Raw genomic sequence first — 18891 nt, forward strand, 5'->3', positions numbered from 1 at the left:
GATCATGAGGTGCAGGAATATGGATTTAAACAAAAGGGCAGTCAGGACTCTTCCAGCTTGGACGGCAAAAACACAGGCATGGAAGGATCGTTCCTGACGAGAATGCTGCCCGATATGTTCCTGAAAGCGTCCTCGCACTGCCGGATGTCCTTATGCGCCAGCAACCGGACCACGGTTTGAAAAACGATCCTGGCATCCATAAGGAAGGATACCTTCCGGGCATAAACGATGTCATAGCACAACCGCCTGTAAAACGGGATTCCGTTTCTCCCGTATACCTGGGCCATGCCGGTCAATCCGGGCCGGACGGAACAACGCGTCATGCGGCAGCGGCCGGTGAAAACCTCCAGTTGCTCCGGGATCCAGGGCCGGGGGCCTACAAGGGACATGTCTCCCTTGAGAATATTGATCAATTGGGGCAGTTCATCCAGGGAATAGCGGCGTAAAAAAGTTCCCAGCGGAAAACACCTCAAGTCATCCGGAAGCAGGAGTCCTTCCGCATCACGGGCATCCGTCATTGTCTTGAATTTAAAAACACGGAACAATTCTCCGCGGTACCCGACGCGCACCTGGGAAAAAAACGGAGACTTTCGCGTATGAGCCAGGAGTATTATGGATATAACGGCCAGAAGAGGCGATACGATTACCAATGCCCACAAGGAAATAATAATATCCAATACTCGTTTTCCAAAAAATTGATACATGGTTCCGGCCGCAAACTACCGGATTTCAAATCCGTTCTTTCCACGTCCAGGTGAAAACGTTATTCATCAATGGTTATAAAACACTTGCATGATGATAAAATTACCCTCCATGCCTGCTTATGGAAGCCCGGTTACCTTTATATTCAGCCACAAGTAACTGATCCGCATGAAAAAGTATTAATTTGCCATTGACGGCGGATTTGAAATCCGCACTTTTCATGACCGCAACAACAACAAAACAGAAAAGAGAAAATATCTCCGTTCTTGAAAAAGGAAGCCGTTTTCCGCTCTTACAGGAACAACCAGAATATTCCGGCACCATTATTCCGCAGTGGTACAGAAACGCAATGGCAAAACAGGAAAATTAAGGGAAAGTAAACCGGAATTTCCGCGAGCCGGGAAATTCTTCCGGAAAAGAATGGCCTTCCGAAGAAATGCATTTAACGCTTCTTCAGGACATGCGCCAAAAAGGGTATTCCTTCACGGATCAGGAACCGTCTGAACAGGCCTCAAGACAAAAACCGCGCCTCTAATGGGGCCAGAGGCGGAATGGCATTCCCTGCCGGAGTTGAACCGAGCCTTTGCCGTTGGAGAGACGGCCTTCCTGACCGCTAGAAGAAGGGAACATTACAGCCGGAATAAAACAGCCTGCTTTTCACAAGCCGCTGGAACTGGCATAGCACTTTCCCGGAAAGAGTCAATGATTTTACCGTATATTTCCTCTTTTTAATCAAACACGGGGTTCCAGCAGGGATCTTCCGCTGCCTTAAAACACAGAAGCGCCTGTTCCGGGGTATTCTTTTCCAGAGCCATGGGAGGAAGCTCATCCCGGCCGAACCAGCGGCTTTCAGAGGTTTCCAGATTGGGGCGGAAGGAACCTCCCTTCTCTTCGCATAATACAAAGATTTTACAGACCCCATAGGCATAGGGAGGCGGATTGTGCCTGTTGCGGTCATGCAGGGCTACCAACCGTACCGCTTCCACTTCCAGTCCGGCTTCTTCCCGTACTTCCTTGACCGTATTATCCCGTACGGACTGGTTCACATCCACCCAGCCGCCCGGCAGGGACCACAAGCCGGAACCTTTTTCCTTCACCATCAAAATTTTACCTTCCCGGAAAATGGCCGCACGGGTATCCATTTTCGGCGTTTGAAATCCGGTTTCACTACAAAACAATCCCCGGACCGTATCCATATCCAGCCCGGATTTGGCGCTCATGATTTCCGCGGCAATTTCCCTCAATCGTTCGAAACGTTCCAGATCATAGGGGTCTTTCGCATACGTTATCCCCGCCTGGGCCAGGAACTGAAGTTCCACCGCCCATTCCAGCCATTTGGGCGGCAGCGCGTTACGAATCGTTTCACCAGCGTCATCCATGCGTCCACTTTATCACGGGAGGCTGTTCCGGCGAACCTTATTTTCCATCCGGTGCCTTTCCCTGGCGGATTGTTCAATTAAGCCTTCTGGACCATTCCCCGCTCCCATGGCAGATTTCCCCGCATCACCTGCATGATTGATTCATCCAGTCTTTCATGGACCAGGGTACGGGCATTCCCCAGGTTTGCCGTTCCGCATGAAAAAGGCGCCTCATGACGAACAAGGCCCCATGGGGCGTTGATCATTTTTCCCCTTTGCTTCCGGCAGCGCCACGGGTTCCCCCAGGAACCGGGGTTCACGCCTCCACAGCCACAAGTCCAGCGTCATCCAGATGCGCGCCGCACGCTCCCTGAACCAGCTTTTAATGCGTGAACGGCGGTTGGGAACATCCGGTGCGCTGACGGCCCACGCTTCCATTCCCTCATGTCCGGCAATCGCCAGGGCGCGTTCATTGTGAAAGCCCTGGGAAACGACGATCATGGTTGAAACGCCAAAGACCTCTTTCATTCTCACGACGGAATCCAGCGTCCGCAGCCCCGCAAAGTCACACACAATCCGGTCCTCCGGGACGCCGCGCTCCACCAGGGCCCGCTTCATCCATTCCGGTTCATTATAGGCGTGGGAGCTGTTGTCCCCGGAAACGACGAAAACCGCCGCCTTCCCGGCCTTCCAAAGTTCCGCCGCCGTATCCATTCTATTATAAAAATATCCGTTGGGGCCGCCCATGAACGTAGGGGAGCACCCCAGCACCAGCGCAGGCGCGCGAACGGGCACGTCTGCGGAGCGCTCAAAAATCCTGCCTTCGGAAGCGGAAAAAATGTACCACTCCGACGCGGCGGACAATAAAACCATTCCCACAAGAACGCCGCCCGTTATCTTCAACGCCAGCAAGACCGTTCTTTTTCCCCTTCGGCATGGACTGTCCGGCTTCCCAAACCGGCATCTATTGAAAAACTTCATAAGCAGTATTCAGATTTTCCAGCCAGGAATTACCTGCTTTTCCCACTTTCCATTCTTTGTCCGGGCACTCTTTTCACCCAGCGTCTTTTCCTTGTTTCCCGCATCATAAGCAGAACAATGGAACATAACCAACTTTATTTCTTCTTCAAAAGGGGATTCAGAAGTTACTGAGGCTGCCACTCAAAAATCCTGATGGAATGCCATGAACAAAAAAGCCCGCTGGCAGCGGGCTTTTATCTACATAGATTTGTAATTTGTATTTAGCGGAGTACCCCCGACCGGACTCGAACCGGTACGTCCTTGCGGACAACAGATTTTAAGTCTGCAGCGTCTACCATTCCGCCACGAGGGCATTTACCGGACGGCACTCTACAGGAATGCCACAGGGATTCAAGCACGAATCCCTGTGGCATTTAAATCCTAGCCGCAGACTTCCACGACCATGCTGATTTCCACCGCTACGTTGAGCGGAAGCGCGGACACACCTACGGCGGTGCGGCTGTGGCGCCCTATTTCACCGAAAGCTTCCACCAGCAGGTCGGACGCTCCGTTGAGCACTTTGGGATGGTCGTAAAAATCGGGCCCGGCATTCACGAAGCCGTTCACGGCCACAATGCGGGAGACTTTTTCCAGGGAACCCACCGCCTGGATAATGACCGCCAGACGGTTCAGGATAGCGGCGCGCGCGGCGGCCTGCCCTTCTTCCACGGTTAAATCCTGACCTACCTTGCCGAAGTATTTGTCCTCACCGTTGACGGAGATGCCGCCGGAGAGGTGAAGCAGGTTTCCCGTGCGCACGCACTGCACGTAGGAGCCTACGGGAGCGGGGGCATCATAGATGGCATAACCAAGGTCGGAAAGGCGTTGACGTATTTTATCCATAATCTAGAGAATTTGACAAAGGTTGGATTTGAAGAATGCACCGGAATTATTTGCATTTCCAGATGCATTTCATGACATTTTGAACAATTTTCAGCCTGTTTGCACGTAAAATGATTGCCATCTACCTCATTTAGTTGCTATTGAAACAACCCGTACATGATGACCGACGAAACTCCTTCCACAGACCCCAAGCAGCAAATTCCGGATCTTTCCGGCCTGGCCGATTTCCAATTCGGTCCGGCCTGGGCAAGACCGGGTGCCCGGCAGGAACGTGCCGCGTCTTATCCGGAACGCAGGTCTGGAGACAGGCAGGGAGGCGACCGCCGGCCGCGGCGGGACAGCCGTGAAGGAAGGCAGCCCCGCGGGGAACGCCGTTTTGACGGTCAGAGTGGCGAAAGAAGATTCAACCGGGATGACCGCACCCGCGGTTCCTTCCGCCCGCGGCGCGACGGAGACCGCCGGGAAGAAGCCCCCCGCCCCCCGATGCCGGAACCCGCAGAAGGCCTGCGCGTGGAGCTGCGCCCCGTGGATTCCGGCCTGGCCGCCCTGCACCAGGAAGTGCAGAAGCACCGCCGCACCATCTCCCTGCTGGACCTGGCCAAGGTAGTCATGGGTTCCTATGACCGTTACGACCTAGTGTTCATGAAGCAGGAGAACGGCCCGGACCTGTACCACTGCAAGCACGGCGACGGAGCCTGCTTCATTTCCCGCCAGGAGGCCGTCAAGCACCTCTGGCAGTCTTCCTGGATGCCCAAGTATTATGAATCCGTGGAACAGGAAGTGGAAGCGCCCAAGGGCGATTTCAAGGCGATTGCCAAGTGCTCCCTGAATAACGAACTGGTGGGTCCCGTCAACTGGCACGGCTACCAGTCCGCCCTGATGAACCTGCACCGCACCAAGTTTGCCAACATGCCTTTTGAGGCGTTCCGGTCCAAGATCGTGACGGACAAGAGCGAAGAAGCCGTACAGGCCTGGCAGGACGCCGTCTCCAAGCGCACCGCCTGGAAGCCCGTGCGCGAAGGGGCCGCCGAGGTCCTTCTGGAATCTCCCGCCGCCGTAGAGCAGGATTTTGAGTCCAACCACTTTGAGGATTGCTATGACGTCACGGACAAGGTGTTCGTCAATGGAGCCGTGAAGAAGAATCATCTTTCCCCCGGCCTGTGGGCGCACCTGGTCCAATTGTCCGGCACCACGCGCCGCCACCCCAGCATGCTGATCCCAAACCTCTGCCACGGACTGGCGCGCCACCACATGCCCATTTTCAAATGGAAGGGCAACCATTACACCGGTCCGGCGCGTCCCAAGGCCATGGAGGAAGGCACCGTCCTGTCTGATTCCCTGATGTCCATCGCCACCTGGGCGGCCAGCAATCCGGGCAAGGGCGTGGACGCCATGCTGAAGGAGCTGGCTCCCGTTCCGGACCCGGAAAAAGCCACGGAAGAGGAAATGGCCCAGGCCACGGAAAAACAGCAGAATCTGGTCCGCGACCTGTTCTGGCTGTCCGAACAGGGGTACATTCTGGTTTTCTCCAACAACACCGTCAGCCGTCCGAAGTCCGTTCCGGCCCAGGCCCCCTCTCCCAAGAAGGCCGCCAAGGACAAGCAGAAACCGGAACAGAAACCGCAGGACAAGCCTGCGGAAGCCGCCGCAGAGCAGAAGGCCGATATTCCTTCTTCTGAACCTCCCGCAGCCAAGGAGGAACCGGCTAAACAAACTGACACAATAACGGAACCCGCAGAAGCTCCCGCCGCTCCCGCGGAGGAAGAGGTTCCTGCGGAAAATGTTCCGGAAGCCGCCGCAGTAAAAGCCTGACGCGTTTTCCGAATTTCCCCGTCATACAGTCCGCAGGATTATCTTGATTCTGCGGACTTTGTCTTGTAGAAGAGAAGGAAATCAACAGGATTTTACATATGATCAGTACAACAATGGCAACCGCTCTTAATGAGCAAATCAAATGGGAAATGTATTCAGCCAACCTTTATCTGGCCATGTCCGCGTACCTGCAGGACGCCGGCCTGACGGGGTTTGCCCACTGGATGCGCGTCCAGTACCAGGAAGAAACCGCCCATGCCTTGAAATTTTACGATTTCCTGCTGGCTCGCGGAGGCCAGTTTACCATGCTGTCCATAGACGCCCCGGCCGCGAGCTGGTCCAACATTCTGGAAATGTTTGAAGAAACGCTGACCCACGAACAGGAAGTCACGCGCCGCATCAATGACCTGGTCCGCCTCGCCAAGGAGGAAAAGGACTTCGCTACGGATATTTTCCTTCACTGGTTTGTCAGTGAACAGGTGGAAGAAGAAGAAACCGTCAAGGACATCATCAGCAAACTGCGCATGATCAAGGGAGAAGGCCAGGGAATGCTGATGATGGACAAGGAGCTGGGCGCCCGCATCTTTACGCCTCCCCCCGCCAATTAACTCCTTCAGCCGCTTTCCCGGCCATTCTCCGGCATGTTTTTCCCATGAAAACGCTTTTCCGGAGAATGGCCGGCAGAATAGTCCGGTGATCAGGGGCGTATGGACATCAATATAAGGGAGGATGCCGTTACCGTGTTCATACATGTTGGAGAAAACGCGGCGCCCCCTATCCTTCCGTATTTCCTCACGAATATGCCTGCGTCACGGCACAGGCTTTTTCGCCATAGGGTAATACACGGGAAATGGAACAGGACGCCTGCTTTTGGATGAAGTCAAACGCTGGGCAGATCATGAAACCTGGAATACCCGGCACTCATGGTATTGGAGAATAACGGCATCGGCAGAAGGGTTTACGAGCGTAAACATTTGATAATAGCATCCCGGACAATGCGCCTGGGATGTGTACTGACTTTTTATTGTAAAGATGAATGATTTTGAAACAGTCCTGGTGAGCCCGGAGAAAAACAGCCTCATTCCGGAGGAGGACAACTGGTTCGGCCCCCTCGTCGGGACCTGGGATATTGAATGGGTGGACGGGCACGGCACGGAGCACGAACGCCACGTGAAAGGGGAATGGATTTTTTCATGGATTCTGGAAGGCATGGCCGTTCAGGATGTGTTCATCTGCCCTTCCCGGGAGGCCCGGAATATCAAAACATACCCGGACGCCGCCTACGGCACGACGATCAGAATTTACAATCCCCAGCAACGGACATGGGACATTTTTTACGGTGCGGCCGGAGAAGCCACGCGGCTGGAAGCGAGAAAGGAAGGCAGCCGCATTGTCCTGACGGAAATTACCGGGCAAAAGATGAAATGGATTTTTTCCGAACTTACGGAAAATACGTTCCATTGGAGAAATATGGCCACGGAGGACGGGACGCATTGGTTCCTCCAAGGGGAAGCGTTCGCCTCCAGACGTATCTAGAACACGTTTGTTCACCGGGCATGATTCAATGCCGTCTTTCCCCTTTCCGCGCCCTTCCAGGCCCGTTTAAAGGGGTTTTCGTCTTTACGCCTTGTCCACGGCACATGAAGCGGTCCGCCGTAAAAACGTGCCATGGCCGCTGATGCCCGGCAGGCATCCATAAGAACTTCCCAGGAGGGAGATACTGCTCCCCCCTTTTCCGGCACTCCGGCACCGATGGAAAGGCCTCTTTCCAAAGGCGGCAGCATCCCGTTTTTCCTGCCGTCCGGCCTTATAAAACTTTCTTGAAACAGGGCGCCATTTCCCATGGAGAGCCCTTGTATGAGGCCTCTTTCCGGTCCGGGCTTGTCATACTGGCGCGCCTTTTTATGCCAGATTTATGCCGGTTTCCCGACAGTTCCGGAAAAGACTTTCATTCATCAACAGCTTACGCCTATTTTTAACATGTTATTCACATTCTATCTTCAAAATACAACCATTCTATTAACAATCAACATATTGTATTCCAAATACCATCAAAAGGCTTATTATCTGCAAATGTAAAATTTTAATAAAAATTTATATTTTTGACTTGCCCGAGGAAGGTCCCGGCGGTAGGTTGGCCGAACCGCCGCCAAGCCTGCGGACGGCACCGTCATCAAACCTACCCCCCGACATTCACAACGACCATGAGCTCCATTTCCGAAGAAGCAAACAAGCTGGCGGATTTCATCCTGTTCACGCAGCGTTCCTGCATTCTGAATCTTTCTTCAGAATTGAATGAGGGCAAGGTTTCCTACCCCCAGTTTTTCCTGCTGACTTACCTGGCCAGCGAGGATTTTCTGAGCATGTCCAGCATAGCCCAGAAAATGGGGCATTCCACCGCGGCGGCCACCGGCATGGTGGACAAGCTCCAGGAGATGGGCTACCTGAAGCGCATGAGCGCGGCCAAGGACCGCCGCAAGATCATGGTCGCCATCACCCAGGAGGGGCGCGACCTGGTGGACCGCATGCGCCAGAACATCGTCCGGGACCTGGCCGCCCTGATGGCCGGAGCAGATCCGGACGCACGCCAGACGCTTGCCGATACCGGGAAATCCATTAAGAAGCGCCGTCTGGCCTGATTTCAGGCTTTCATTGGTTCTTTACCGGGAAAAGGCAGCCGGTTTTTACTGGTTCAGGCGCCCTTTTTTATCAGTTCTCCGGCGTTTAACTGTTTTTCCCAGTTGCGGCAAGGACTTGCGGCGCTCCGGATGGTATCCGGTTTACGGTGTTTACACGGGCCGGAGTCCCTTGTTCCCAACTGTGCTGCCATCAGAAGTTACGGCGGAAGGCCGGCATCCCGCGGCTTGAACAAAAACAGCCAGCCGGAAGCGGAGGCCCACGACCTTTGATGCCTGAATTTCTTCCGCAGCGCGGCAGAGGGAAAATTCACCCTTCCTAAAAAGACTTCCGGTGGAGATTGTTTTTGCCTGAATTGGGGCGGCATGCTAAATACTGTCAGTCACGAATGCAATAGACCATGGATCTCCATACTTATTTACGCAATTTTCCGGACGCCCAGGGCCGCTTTGGCGAATATGGCGGCGTTTACCTGCCGGACGAGCTTGTTCCCGCTTTTGAAGAAATCACGGAAGCCTACCAGACGATCGCCCATTCCGCGCAGTTTATTAATGAATTGCGCCGCATCCGCAAGCAGTTCCAGGGCCGTCCCACTCCGGTTTACCATTGCGAGCGCCTTTCCCGCCACCTGGGAACCTCCCAGATTTACCTGAAGCGGGAAGACCTGAACCATACGGGCGCCCACAAGCTGAACCACTGCATGGGGGAAGGCCTTCTGGCCAAGTACATGGGCAAGAAGCGCATTATTGCGGAAACGGGCGCCGGGCAGCACGGCGTGGCGCTGGCTACGGCCGCCGCCTTTTTCGGCCTGGAATGCGAGGTTCACATGGGCGCGGTGGACATTGCCAAGCAGGCTCCCAACGTCACGCGCATGAAGATTCTGGGCGCCAAGGTGGTGCCCGTCACGCACGGCCTCCAGAGCCTGAAGGAAGCCGTGGATTCCGCCTTTGATTCCTACCTGAACAATTACAAGGATTCCATTTACTGCATCGGTTCCGTGGTGGGTCCGCACCCCTTCCCTCAAATGGTGCGCGATTTCCAGATGTGCATTGGCGTGGAGGCCCGGGAACAGTTCCTGGAAATGACGGGGCTTCTTCCGGACGCGGTGTGCGCCTGCGTGGGCGGCGGCAGCAATTCCATGGGCATGTTCACCGCCTTCCTGGGAGACCCGCTGGACATTTACGGCGTGGAACCGCTCGGCAAGGGCCCCACGCTCGGGGATCATTCCGCTTCCATTTCCTACGGGAGCAAGGGCGTCCTGCATGGGTTCGAGAGCATCATGCTTCAGGATGAGGACGGCAATCCCGGTCCGGTCCATTCCGTGGCCAGCGGGCTGGATTATCCTTCCGTGGGGCCGGAACACGCCTACCTGCACGACATCGGCCGCGTGAATTACGTCACCGCTACGGATGAAGAAGCCGTGGACGCCTTTTTCAAGCTTTCCCGCTACGAAGGGATTATTCCCGCTCTGGAAAGCTCCCATGCCATTGCCTACGCCATGAAGTGGGCCCGGGAAAACAGGGGAGGCGCCATCCTGGTCAACTGCTCCGGCCGCGGAGACAAGGACGTGGATTACGTCGTGGAGCATTACGGCTACGGGGAAGACCGCCAATTCCCCGCCTGATTCCATCCCGTACCTCATTTGCAGCGGACGGAGAATGTCCCAACCCTCCGTCCGCCCCCCTTCCGCAAGGCCCCACTGCCACGCCCTTTCATGAAAGAATTGTCCAGCCTGGTTCAACGGAGTTTTCACGCCGTTCCTCGGGAAGAAGATTTCCAGACCCTGGCTCTGGGGGCGTCCGGGCGCACCATTGTCCGCATCCGGCTTGACGGCCGCACCTGCATAGGCATCCGCTGGGGCAATGACCGCGCGGATAACGACTCCTTTATTCCCGCGGCCCGGCACCTGCGCGCCCATGGCGTCAGCGTGCCGGAGATTTACGATTATGAACCGCTCGGCCCCGGCTGCGGCGCCGCCCTGGTAGAGGACCTGGGGGATGCCAATCTTCTGGGCTTCCGGGGGGACCCCTGGCCCACCCTGCGCCTGCGCTACATCCGGGCCATGGAACAGCTCCATCTGCTTCATGACTGCCCGTTCCCGGAGGATTTTTCTCTTCAGCCCGCTTTTGACGAGGCCCTGTACCACTGGGAGCAGGCCTATTTTGCGGAACATTTGCTGGGAACCCATCTCGGAATGGAGACGGCCCCCTTCCTGAACCATCCGGCCCTGAAAGAACTGGCGCAGTTCCTGGCCTCCCTTCCTGCACGTCCCGTCCACCGGGACAGCCAGTCCCAGAACGTGCATATCCACGCCGGAAAGACGTGGCTGATTGATTTCCAGGGCATGCGCGGCGGCCGCCCGGAGTATGACCTGGCTTCCCTGGTTTATGACGGTTATGCCCATCTGTCCCCCGCACAGGCGCAGGAGCTGCTCCGGGAGTGGGAAAGGATTACCGGCCGCCCCCTGGACGAGCGCATTTTCCGGGCCTGCGCCCTGCAGCGGGTCATGCAGATGCTGGGGGCCTACGCCAACATCGGCCACAACCAGGGGAAAACCTGGTACCTCGCCCAGATTCCCGCCGGGCTGGAACACCTCCGGAGGCTTCTGCCCGGCTCCACGCTTGCAGAACCGCTGGCGGCCATGTTAGCATGATTTCTCATTTCGTACCCTGATGACGCTGACTCCCAGATTCCTGCTTGTTCTGTCCCTGTTCCAGATATCCCTGGGCCTGGGCTGGATTCTGGGATACGTGTTTCTCCCCCCCACCGTTTTTTGTTATGAATGGGCGGCGGAACGTTCCCTGGCCGGAGAGTACCGGCATGTGCATCCGGAAGGGCTGAATGCGGAAGACAGCATCGTCCTCCAGCCTTACGATTATTTCAACAACGGGCAGACGGCCCAGCTTCCCGTGGTTTCCCTTCACCGGGAATCCTCCCTGAACAGCTTTGCCACGTATCCGCCCAACCCCATGGATTACACGGTGCTGTTCCGCCACCTGTACGAGCAGGGGGCCAAGAATGTTTACGTGATGGCCCCCCTGGCCTGGGACGAGGAGCCGGACAGCATCGTGAAAGCCGCCGTGGGGTATGAGCTGGACCGCTTTCCCCACAAGGCCCTGGGGCGGCAGATGAGCGAGTCCTCCCGCCACGCGCCGCTGCCGCCGGACTGGAAGAAGCTGGCCGTTCCCGCCGCCAACATCGTCGGGAAGGCGGACCGCTTTCCGCGTGCGGACAGACTGGTGGGAGAATCCCCCCAACTGGTGACGGCAGCACGCACCCTGGGCACCATTGTGGAAAATAATGACCTGTTTTCCCCTGCCCCGGAAGACCGGGTGTCTCCCCCTCTTTTTGTCCGCTGGGGCGGGGACATCATCCCCACCCTGCCGCTGGTCGCCGCCCTAAATGCGCTGGACCTGAAGCCCGGCGACGTGAAAATCATCCCGGGAGAAACCCTTTTCCTGGGCAATAAGCGTTCCATCCCATTGGACGAATACGGCCGCATTCCGCTGGCGGAGCACAGCAGCCCCACCATGCTGGACACGAAGGAGGTGATCGTTCCCGTCATGTCCGGCCTGCGCCCGCCGGATACCACCGCCGTCAGAAAACTGCTTTCCTCCGCGGACGCGGTCATCGTTTCCGAACCCTCCGCCCTTTCCGGGACTCCGGACGCGCAGGCCCTCCTGTCCGCCCAGACCATCCGCAGCATCATGGGCTCCCTGGCTCCGGCCCCTCCCGTCCTGATTCCGGCGGCTCCGGCCTGGGTGCAGTGGGTCATCGTGCTGGATGTCCTGCTCCTGGCCGTATGGGCCCTGCGTTTCCAGCGCCGCGGCCGCTTCATCATCTGGGGTCTCTGCATGCTGGCGGCTCCGGTTATCGCGTGGTACCTGTTCTCCGTGCATGATACCTGGTTCCCCGTCATGACGCCCGTCACGGGGGTGCTGTGCGTAGCCTTGGCGGGGTGCCTGTTTCCGTGGCTCGCGCCTCCCTCCGGGAGTGCGGATGAAGAGGAGGAGGAAGACGGCGGAACGCCCCCCGCGGACGGCAGCGGAGCGGGCCACGTTCTCCCTCCGGACAACCTGTACCAGGAACCCAACGAGGTGCCTATCCCCCATCATTCCAAAAGATAACATCCCTCTCATGACACAGCGCAAACACATCCTTTTCATCTGCACCGGCAACACGTGCCGCAGCCCCATGGCGGAAGGCCTTTTCCGCAAGCTCTCCGCCGGCCACCCGGAATGGAAGGCCGGTTCCGCAGGAACCTCCGCATGGCACGGGCAGGAGGCCAGCCCGGAAACGCTCCACGTGCTGGAGGCGCACGGCGTCAACCTGTCCTGCCATGAAAGCCGCCCCGTCACACATGAACTGATGGAGAACGCCACAGCCGTTTATGCCATGACGGAGAGCCACCTGGCCGCGCTGCTTGCCAATTTTCCCGAGCATGCGGATAAAATCAGGCTGGTCACCTGCTATACGGACAACCGCAGCATCGCAGACCCGATCGGCTGCGGACAGGCCGCCTACAACAGCGTGGCGCGGCAGTTGACAGCCGCCATCCAGGCCATCATTGCCCGGATGGAGCAGGAAGCCTGACCATCCTTTCCCCTTTTTTCCGCCGTGTCCGCCCCTTCCATACGCATTGACCTGTCCCGGCAGGAGCTGGCGCTGGAAGCATCCGGAAAAGTGCTGTTCCGGTGCCCCGTTTCCAGCGGAAAAGCGGGAACGGGGTTTGAAGAGGGCACCGGAAAAACGCCCACGGGCCGTTTCCGGATCTGCCGGAAAATAGGAGACGGGGAACCGGAGGATACCATTTTCCTCTCACGCCTTCCGGCCGGCCGCTACCCCGGCGCCATTCCGGAGGGCCTGGACGAACATTCGGACCTCATCCTGTCGCGCATCCTGTGGCTGGACGGCCTGGAGCCGGAAAACGCCAATACGCGGGAACGCTACATCTACATCCACGGCACCAACCATCCGGAACTCCTGGGAACGCCGGAATCCCACGGCTGCATCCGCCTTTCCCCCGCGGACATGCTGGCCCTTTTTGGCCTAGTGGAAGAGGGAACCGCCGTGTTCATCCTGCTCTAAACCATTCTTTTTTAGAGATAATCTAAAAAAGTTATTGGGCAAAACGGAAAATAATTGAACAAAGGAGCGTTTGGGATGTATAAATCATGAAGGTACCGGAATTTGGCTGCCGGCATCTTGTTCCATTAAAAACCACTCATCCCCAATCAATCATGGACGATCCGGTCTTATTATCCCGTATTCAATTCGCTCTCACCATCATGTTCCACTACATCTTTCCGCCGATGACCATCGGCCTGGGGGTGGTTCTGGTAGCTTTGGAAGGCCTCTGGCTGAAAACGAAGAACGAGCTTTACCACAAGCAGGCCAAGTTCTGGACCAAGATTTTCGGCATCATCTTCGCCTTGGGCGTCGCCTCCGGCATTGTGATGGAATTCCAGTTCGGCACCAACTGGGCGGATTATTCCCGCTGCGTGGGCGATATTTTCGGCAGCCCCCTCGCGGCGGAAGGCATTTTCGCCTTCTTCCTGGAATCCGGCTTCCTGGCCATCCTGCTCTTCGGCTGGGACAAGGTGGGGCCCAAAATGCACTTCTTCTCCTCCTGCATGGTCGCCCTGGGCGCCCATTTCAGCGCCATCTGGATCATCGTGGCCAATTCCTGGATGCAGACTCCCGCCGGGTATAAGCTGGTGGAGGTGAACGGAAAAATCCAGGCCCACATCACCAGCTTCTATGACGTGGTCTTCAACCCCTCCACCGTGGACCGCCTGACGCACGCGCTGGCCGGATGCTGGCTGGCGGGGGCCACGCTCGTCCTCAGTGTTTCCGCCTGGTACATCCTGAAAAAACGCTTTACCGGAGGGGCTGAAAAGAGCTTCAAGGTGGCCCTGGTCATCGGCCTCATCGGCGTGGTGGGCATGGGCATCACGGGAGACTCCAGCGGTAGGGAAGTCGCCATCCACCAGCCCGCCAAATTCGCCGCCATGGAAGGCGTGATGGAAACGGGCGCTCCCCTGCCCCTCCACCTCGTCGGCTGGATGAACCCGTCCACCCATGAAGTCACGGGCATCTCCATCCCGTACCTGCTGACCTTCCTGACCCATCACGACCTGGATACGCCCATTACGGGCATGAACGACATTCCGCAGGACGAACGTCCGCCCATCCTGCCCGTCTTTTACTCCTTCCACATCATGATCCTGATCGGCTGCGCGCTGGCTGCGCTGTTCCTGGTGGGGATATGGGGCTGGAAAAAGGGCTGGCTTTTCCAGAAGCGCTGGCTTCTCTGGTGCTTCGTCTTCTCCGTGCTGGGGCCCCAGATCGCCAACCAGGTGGGCTGGGCCGTGGCTGAAATGGGCCGCCAGCCGTGGATTGTGTACGGCATCCTGAGGACGGAACATGCCGTCTCCCCCACCCTTACTCCGGCGGAAGCCCTTTCCTCCCTCGGCATGTTCGGCGTGATTTACACCCTGCTGCTGGCCCTCTTCCTCTATCAGATCACCCATAAAATCCACAAGGGCCCGGACCAGGAAGCGGAAGAAGACGACGGAACCGGGGAAGGCAAGCTCCAGGTTCCCTTCATTAAAGACTAATCCCCCACCCCGTTAAAACCATGTTGGACAATCTCACTCTCACAGACCTGCAAATCATCTGGTTCATCCTCGTCGGCGTGCTCTTTTCCGGCTACGCCATCCTGGACGGCTTTGACCTGGGAACAGGAACCCTTCAGCTTTTCATCAAGGGAGATGAAAACAGAAGGCTCACGCTGAACGCCGTCGGCCCCGTATGGGACGGCAATGAAGTCTGGCTCATCACGGGCGGGGGCGCCCTCTTCGCCGCCTTCCCGTACGTGTACGCCTCCGTTTTCTCCGGGTTTTACCTGGCCTTCATGCTTCTGCTGCTGACCCTGATCTTCCGGGCCGTCTCCATTGAATTCCGGAGCAAGCAGCCCATGAGGTGGTGGCGCAGGGGGTGGGACACCACCTTCTCCATCAGCAGCCTCCTGGCCGCACTCCTCATCGGCGTAGCCATGGGGAACGTGACCAAGGGCATCCCGCTGGACGACCAGGGCAATTTTACGGGAACCTTCCTCAGCCTGCTGAACCCCTATGCCGTTCTCCTGGGACTGACGACGGTGGCCCTGTTCGCCATGCACGGCGGCATTTTCCTGCTGATGAAAACGCAGGGGAATCTTCAGGGTCAGATTAAAAAACTGCTCAAGCCCTGGATCATCATCTTCACGATTCTGATCATTCTTCACGGAGCGGCCACCCTGCTGTACGTGCCGCACGTAGCGGCGGCCCTGGAACGCTCCCCCTGGATTTACGGTATCGCGGCCCTGGCGGTCATTTCAATCACGGCCATCTGGATCTTCATCCACAGGAACCGTCCGGGCTGGGCCTTCATCGCCTCCTGCTCCACGATGGGCTGCATGATGGCCCTCTTCGGGGCAGCCATGTTCCCCAACCTGCTGTACTCCATGCCCAATCCGGAGAACTCCCTGACGCTCGTCAACGGCTCCTCCACGCGGGAAAGCCTGGTGGTGATGACGTACATCGCCATCCTGGGCGTACCGCTCGTGCTGGCCTACTCCGCCGCCATTTACTGGGTCTTCCGCGGGAAGGTCCAGCTTAACGAACACAGCTATTAATGCCCTGCGGGCAGAGAATAGCGGCCAGTGAACAGATAACAGTTTTAAATCCCGCCCTTCTGCATGAACGCCTCCATCTTTTCCAGACTCGCGCCTGAAGAAATCACGGCGCTCCATGAAGCATGGAAGAATGATCCCCTGTCCGTAGATCCCCTGTGGGCAGCCTGGTTTGAGGGGTATGAACTGGGCAGTGGCGGCGCTCCGCAGGAACACGGAGGCGCAGGAAGCGGCACGGACGCCTCCCCCTACACCGTGCCGCCGGAAAGCGCGGAATGCCGCGGGCGCGTCAACCAGCTCATCCGCGCGTACCGGGTCATGGGGCACCAGTGCTCCCACTTCAACCCCCTGGCCTCCCCGGACAAGGCATGCACCCCCGTCAACCTGGAGGAAATGGGATTCCGGGAGGAGGACATGGACCAGCCCGCCAACATCGGCACGTTCATGGACGGCCGGACCTTCACCCTGCGTGAAATCATCAGCCACCTGCAAAAGACCTACTGCGGAGCCATCGGGTTTGAATACCACCACATCGACAATCTGGAAATCCGCTCCTGGATTGAAGAAAAGATCAAGCTCCGGGCGAACGGCGTGGATTACGGTCCGGAAGTCAGGCGGGACGCCTTCTTCCACCTCTGCAAGGCGGAACTGTTTGAGGAATTCCTTGGGAAGCGTTTCATCGGGGAAAAACGCTTCTCCCTGGAAGGAGGGGAAGGCGCCATCGTCCTGCTGGACGCGCTCGTCAAGCGGTGCCCCGCCGCCGGCGTCTCCCACATTGAAATGGGCATGGCCCACCGCGGGAGGCTGAACGTGCTGGCCAACATCCTCCACAAGCCGCTGAAAACCATCTTTCACGAATTCACGCCGGACTACCTGCCGGAATCACCCATCGGCAGGAGCGACGTAAAGTACCACCTGGGCTACGCCACCAGGCGCCACGTGGACGGGCGGGAACTCCACGTGCGCCTCTCCTCCAATCCCAGCCACCTGGAAGCCGTCTATCCCGTGGTGGAAGGCCGGGCCAGAGCCATGCAGCACAATCTGGAAGACACGGAGCGCAAGCATGTGCTGCCGCTGGTCCTGCATGGAGACGCCGCTTTTGCGGGACAGGGGCTCGTCGCGGAAGTGCTGAACCTCTCCCTGCTGAAAGGCTACCGGACGGGGGGCACCGTGCACCTCATCATCAATAACCAGATCGGCTTCACGACCGGCCCGGACGAGGCCCGCTCTTCCCGCTACGCCACGGACGTGGCGCAGATGCTCCAGTCCCCCATCCTCCATATCAACGGGGAAAGCCCGGAGGACCTGATCTGGGCGGCGGAATTCGCCCTCCAGTTCCGCCAGCAGTTCGGGCGGGACATCATTCTGGACATGTACTGCTACCGCCGCCTGGGACACAATGAAACGGACCAGGCCGCCTTTACCGCGCCCATGCAGACCAAACGGATTGAAGCGCGCCCCACCGCCGCCGCCCTGTACGGAAAGGAACTCAGGGAGCGCGGAGAACTGACGGAACAGCAGGAGCATGACATCCGGGAACACATCTGGAACGGGATGGAACAGGCCTTGCAGCAGATGAAGGAAAACCCGGCGGACTACATCCTTCCCGCCACCTCGCAGGATGCGGATGAAACGCCCATCCCGCGCACCAGCGTGCGCACGGGAATCAGCCCCGAACTGTTCCAAAACGTCGGAAACATCCTGACGGAACTGCCGGACGGCTTCACGCCGCATCCCACGCTGGAAAAACGCTTCCTCTCACGCCGCCGGGAGGCCTTCCGCGAAGGCGGCCTGCTGGACTGGGGCATGGCGGAAGCCCTGGCCTGGGGCAGCCTGCTTACGGAAGACCACCCTATCCGCCTGTCCGGCCAGGACTGCCAGCGCGGTACCTTCTCCCACAGGCACGCCGTCCTGCACGACTTTAACGACGGCTCCCTGTACACGCCCCTGGAAAAACTGAACCACGGCACCACCACATTCCGCATTTACAACTCCTCCCTGTCGGAAGCCTCCGTCCTGGGCTTTGAATACGGCTACGCGCTGGACAGCCCGGACGCGCTGGTGATGTGGGAAGCCCAGTTCGGGGACTTCGCCAACGGGGCGCAGGTCATCGTGGACCAGTTCATTGCAGCCGCGGAGGCCAAATGGCACCAGAAGAACCGCATCGTGCTGCTGCTTCCCCACGGCTATGAGGGGGCGGGCTCAGAACATTCCAGCGCCCGGATGGAGCGGTATCTCCAGCTCTGTGCGGATGACAACATGCAGGTCATCAACCCCACCACCCCGGCGCAGTATTTCCATGCCCTGCGCCGCCAGGTGCACCAGAACGTGCACAAGCCGCTGGTCGTCTTCACGCCCAAAAGCCTGCTCTCCCGTGCGGAGGCCGTCTCCCCCCACCGGGAATTCCTGGCGCCGTCCCGCTTCCATGAAGTGCTTCCGGACCCGGACGCTCCCGCGCCGGATCAGGTGACGCGCGCCATTTTCTGCACCGGGAAAGTTTATTATGACCTGGCCGCCTACCGGAAGGAGCGGAACATTTCAGATACCGTCATCATCCGGCTGGAACAAATCTACCCGCTGGCCCAGGAACAGCTTACCTACCTGCTGGCCCCCTACCAGAAGGTGCGCGACTTCGTCTGGTGCCAGGAAGAACCTTCCAACATGGGAGCCTGGGGCCACCTGCGGAACAGGCTGGGGCGGCTCTTCGCCACCTCCTTCCGCTATGCAGGCCGCCCGCCCATGGCCTGTCCCGCGGAGGGAGCCAAGGCCCTGCATGCCGCCGCGCAAAAAAGACTCATCGCCACCGCCTTCGGGCCGCGGGCGCAATCCTGAACCATCCTTATC

The 18891-nt window shown here is 58.1% G+C and carries 17 protein-coding genes and 1 tRNA gene; 13 read left to right on the plus strand and 5 right to left on the minus strand.

What is annotated here, in order from left to right; all coding sequences use genetic code 11:
• Positions 1-41: 41 nt before the first annotated feature.
• Positions 42-704, minus strand: a complete 663-nt coding sequence (locus HHJ06_RS07390; protein WP_251841459.1) for a sugar transferase — start codon at positions 702-704, stop codon at positions 42-44.
• A gap of 218 nt (positions 705-922) precedes the next feature.
• Between HHJ06_RS07390 and HHJ06_RS07395 the strand changes: the two genes are divergently transcribed.
• Complete coding sequence (locus HHJ06_RS07395; RefSeq protein ID WP_215428709.1) at positions 923-1072, plus strand: hypothetical protein; 150 nt, start codon at positions 923-925, stop codon at positions 1070-1072.
• Positions 1073-1430: 358 nt separating this feature from the next.
• Here the strand turns inward: HHJ06_RS07395 and HHJ06_RS07400 are convergent, their stop codons facing one another.
• The 4 genes from HHJ06_RS07400 to HHJ06_RS07415 form a co-directional block, all read right to left on the minus strand.
• Positions 1431-2060, minus strand: a complete 630-nt coding sequence (locus tag HHJ06_RS07400) for an NUDIX hydrolase N-terminal domain-containing protein (protein ID WP_428994127.1) — start codon at positions 2058-2060, stop codon at positions 1431-1433.
• Between the two features lie 231 nt (positions 2061-2291).
• Positions 2292-2933: a SanA/YdcF family protein gene (locus tag HHJ06_RS07405; RefSeq protein WP_215428711.1), complete on the minus strand. Its 642-nt coding sequence runs from the start codon at positions 2931-2933 to the stop codon at positions 2292-2294.
• A gap of 377 nt (positions 2934-3310) precedes the next feature.
• Positions 3311-3393, minus strand: a tRNA-Leu gene (locus HHJ06_RS07410).
• Between the two features lie 68 nt (positions 3394-3461).
• Complete coding sequence (locus HHJ06_RS07415; protein ID WP_215428712.1) at positions 3462-3923, minus strand: RidA family protein; 462 nt, start codon at positions 3921-3923, stop codon at positions 3462-3464.
• 156 nt (positions 3924-4079) lie between these two features.
• Here HHJ06_RS07415 and HHJ06_RS07420 point away from each other — a divergent pair, with 156 nt between their 5' ends.
• The 12 genes from HHJ06_RS07420 to HHJ06_RS07475 all read left to right on the plus strand — a co-directional run bounded on the left by HHJ06_RS07420 (position 4080) and on the right by HHJ06_RS07475 (position 18879).
• Complete coding sequence (locus HHJ06_RS07420; RefSeq protein WP_215428713.1) at positions 4080-5735, plus strand: hypothetical protein; 1656 nt, start codon at positions 4080-4082, stop codon at positions 5733-5735.
• A gap of 98 nt (positions 5736-5833) precedes the next feature.
• Positions 5834-6343 carry a ferritin gene (locus tag HHJ06_RS07425; protein WP_343206609.1) on the plus strand — a complete coding sequence of 170 codons (510 nt, stop codon included), beginning with the start codon at positions 5834-5836 and terminating at the stop codon, positions 6341-6343.
• 424 nt (positions 6344-6767) lie between these two features.
• On the plus strand, positions 6768-7271 hold the full coding sequence (locus HHJ06_RS07430; protein ID WP_215428715.1) for a hypothetical protein: 504 nt from the start codon (positions 6768-6770) through the stop codon (positions 7269-7271).
• 668 nt (positions 7272-7939) lie between these two features.
• Positions 7940-8374, plus strand: a complete 435-nt coding sequence (locus HHJ06_RS07435) for a MarR family winged helix-turn-helix transcriptional regulator (RefSeq protein WP_215428716.1) — start codon at positions 7940-7942, stop codon at positions 8372-8374.
• 398 nt (positions 8375-8772) lie between these two features.
• Positions 8773-9996, plus strand: coding sequence for a tryptophan synthase subunit beta (gene trpB, locus HHJ06_RS07440; protein ID WP_215428717.1), 1224 nt, complete (start codon positions 8773-8775; stop codon positions 9994-9996).
• A 90-nt stretch (positions 9997-10086) separates the two neighbouring features.
• Positions 10087-11025: a phosphotransferase gene (locus tag HHJ06_RS07445; protein WP_215428718.1), complete on the plus strand. Its 939-nt coding sequence runs from the start codon at positions 10087-10089 to the stop codon at positions 11023-11025.
• A gap of 19 nt (positions 11026-11044) precedes the next feature.
• Complete coding sequence (locus tag HHJ06_RS07450) at positions 11045-12499, plus strand: hypothetical protein (protein ID WP_215428719.1); 1455 nt, start codon at positions 11045-11047, stop codon at positions 12497-12499.
• Positions 12500-12509: 10 nt separating this feature from the next.
• Positions 12510-12965 (plus strand): low molecular weight protein arginine phosphatase, encoded by a 456-nt coding sequence (locus HHJ06_RS07455; RefSeq protein WP_215428720.1) that lies wholly within the window; start codon positions 12510-12512, stop codon positions 12963-12965.
• A 24-nt stretch (positions 12966-12989) separates the two neighbouring features.
• The gene (locus HHJ06_RS07460) at positions 12990-13460 is read left to right on the plus strand and encodes a L,D-transpeptidase (protein WP_343206610.1); all 471 of its coding nucleotides are present in this window, start codon (positions 12990-12992) and stop codon (positions 13458-13460) included.
• A gap of 152 nt (positions 13461-13612) precedes the next feature.
• Entirely contained in the window at positions 13613-14992 is a 1380-nt protein-coding gene (locus HHJ06_RS07465) for a cytochrome ubiquinol oxidase subunit I (RefSeq protein WP_215428721.1), read from the plus strand.
• Between the two features lie 20 nt (positions 14993-15012).
• Entirely contained in the window at positions 15013-16050 is a 1038-nt protein-coding gene (gene cydB / locus HHJ06_RS07470; protein WP_215428722.1) for a cytochrome d ubiquinol oxidase subunit II, read from the plus strand.
• A gap of 63 nt (positions 16051-16113) precedes the next feature.
• Positions 16114-18879: a 2-oxoglutarate dehydrogenase E1 component gene (locus HHJ06_RS07475; protein ID WP_215428723.1), complete on the plus strand. Its 2766-nt coding sequence runs from the start codon at positions 16114-16116 to the stop codon at positions 18877-18879.
• Positions 18880-18891: the final 12 nt, after the last annotated feature.

The sequence above is a fragment of the Akkermansia muciniphila genome (assembly GCF_018709685.1).
Lineage (GTDB): Bacteria > Verrucomicrobiota > Verrucomicrobiia > Verrucomicrobiales > Akkermansiaceae > Akkermansia > Akkermansia muciniphila_E.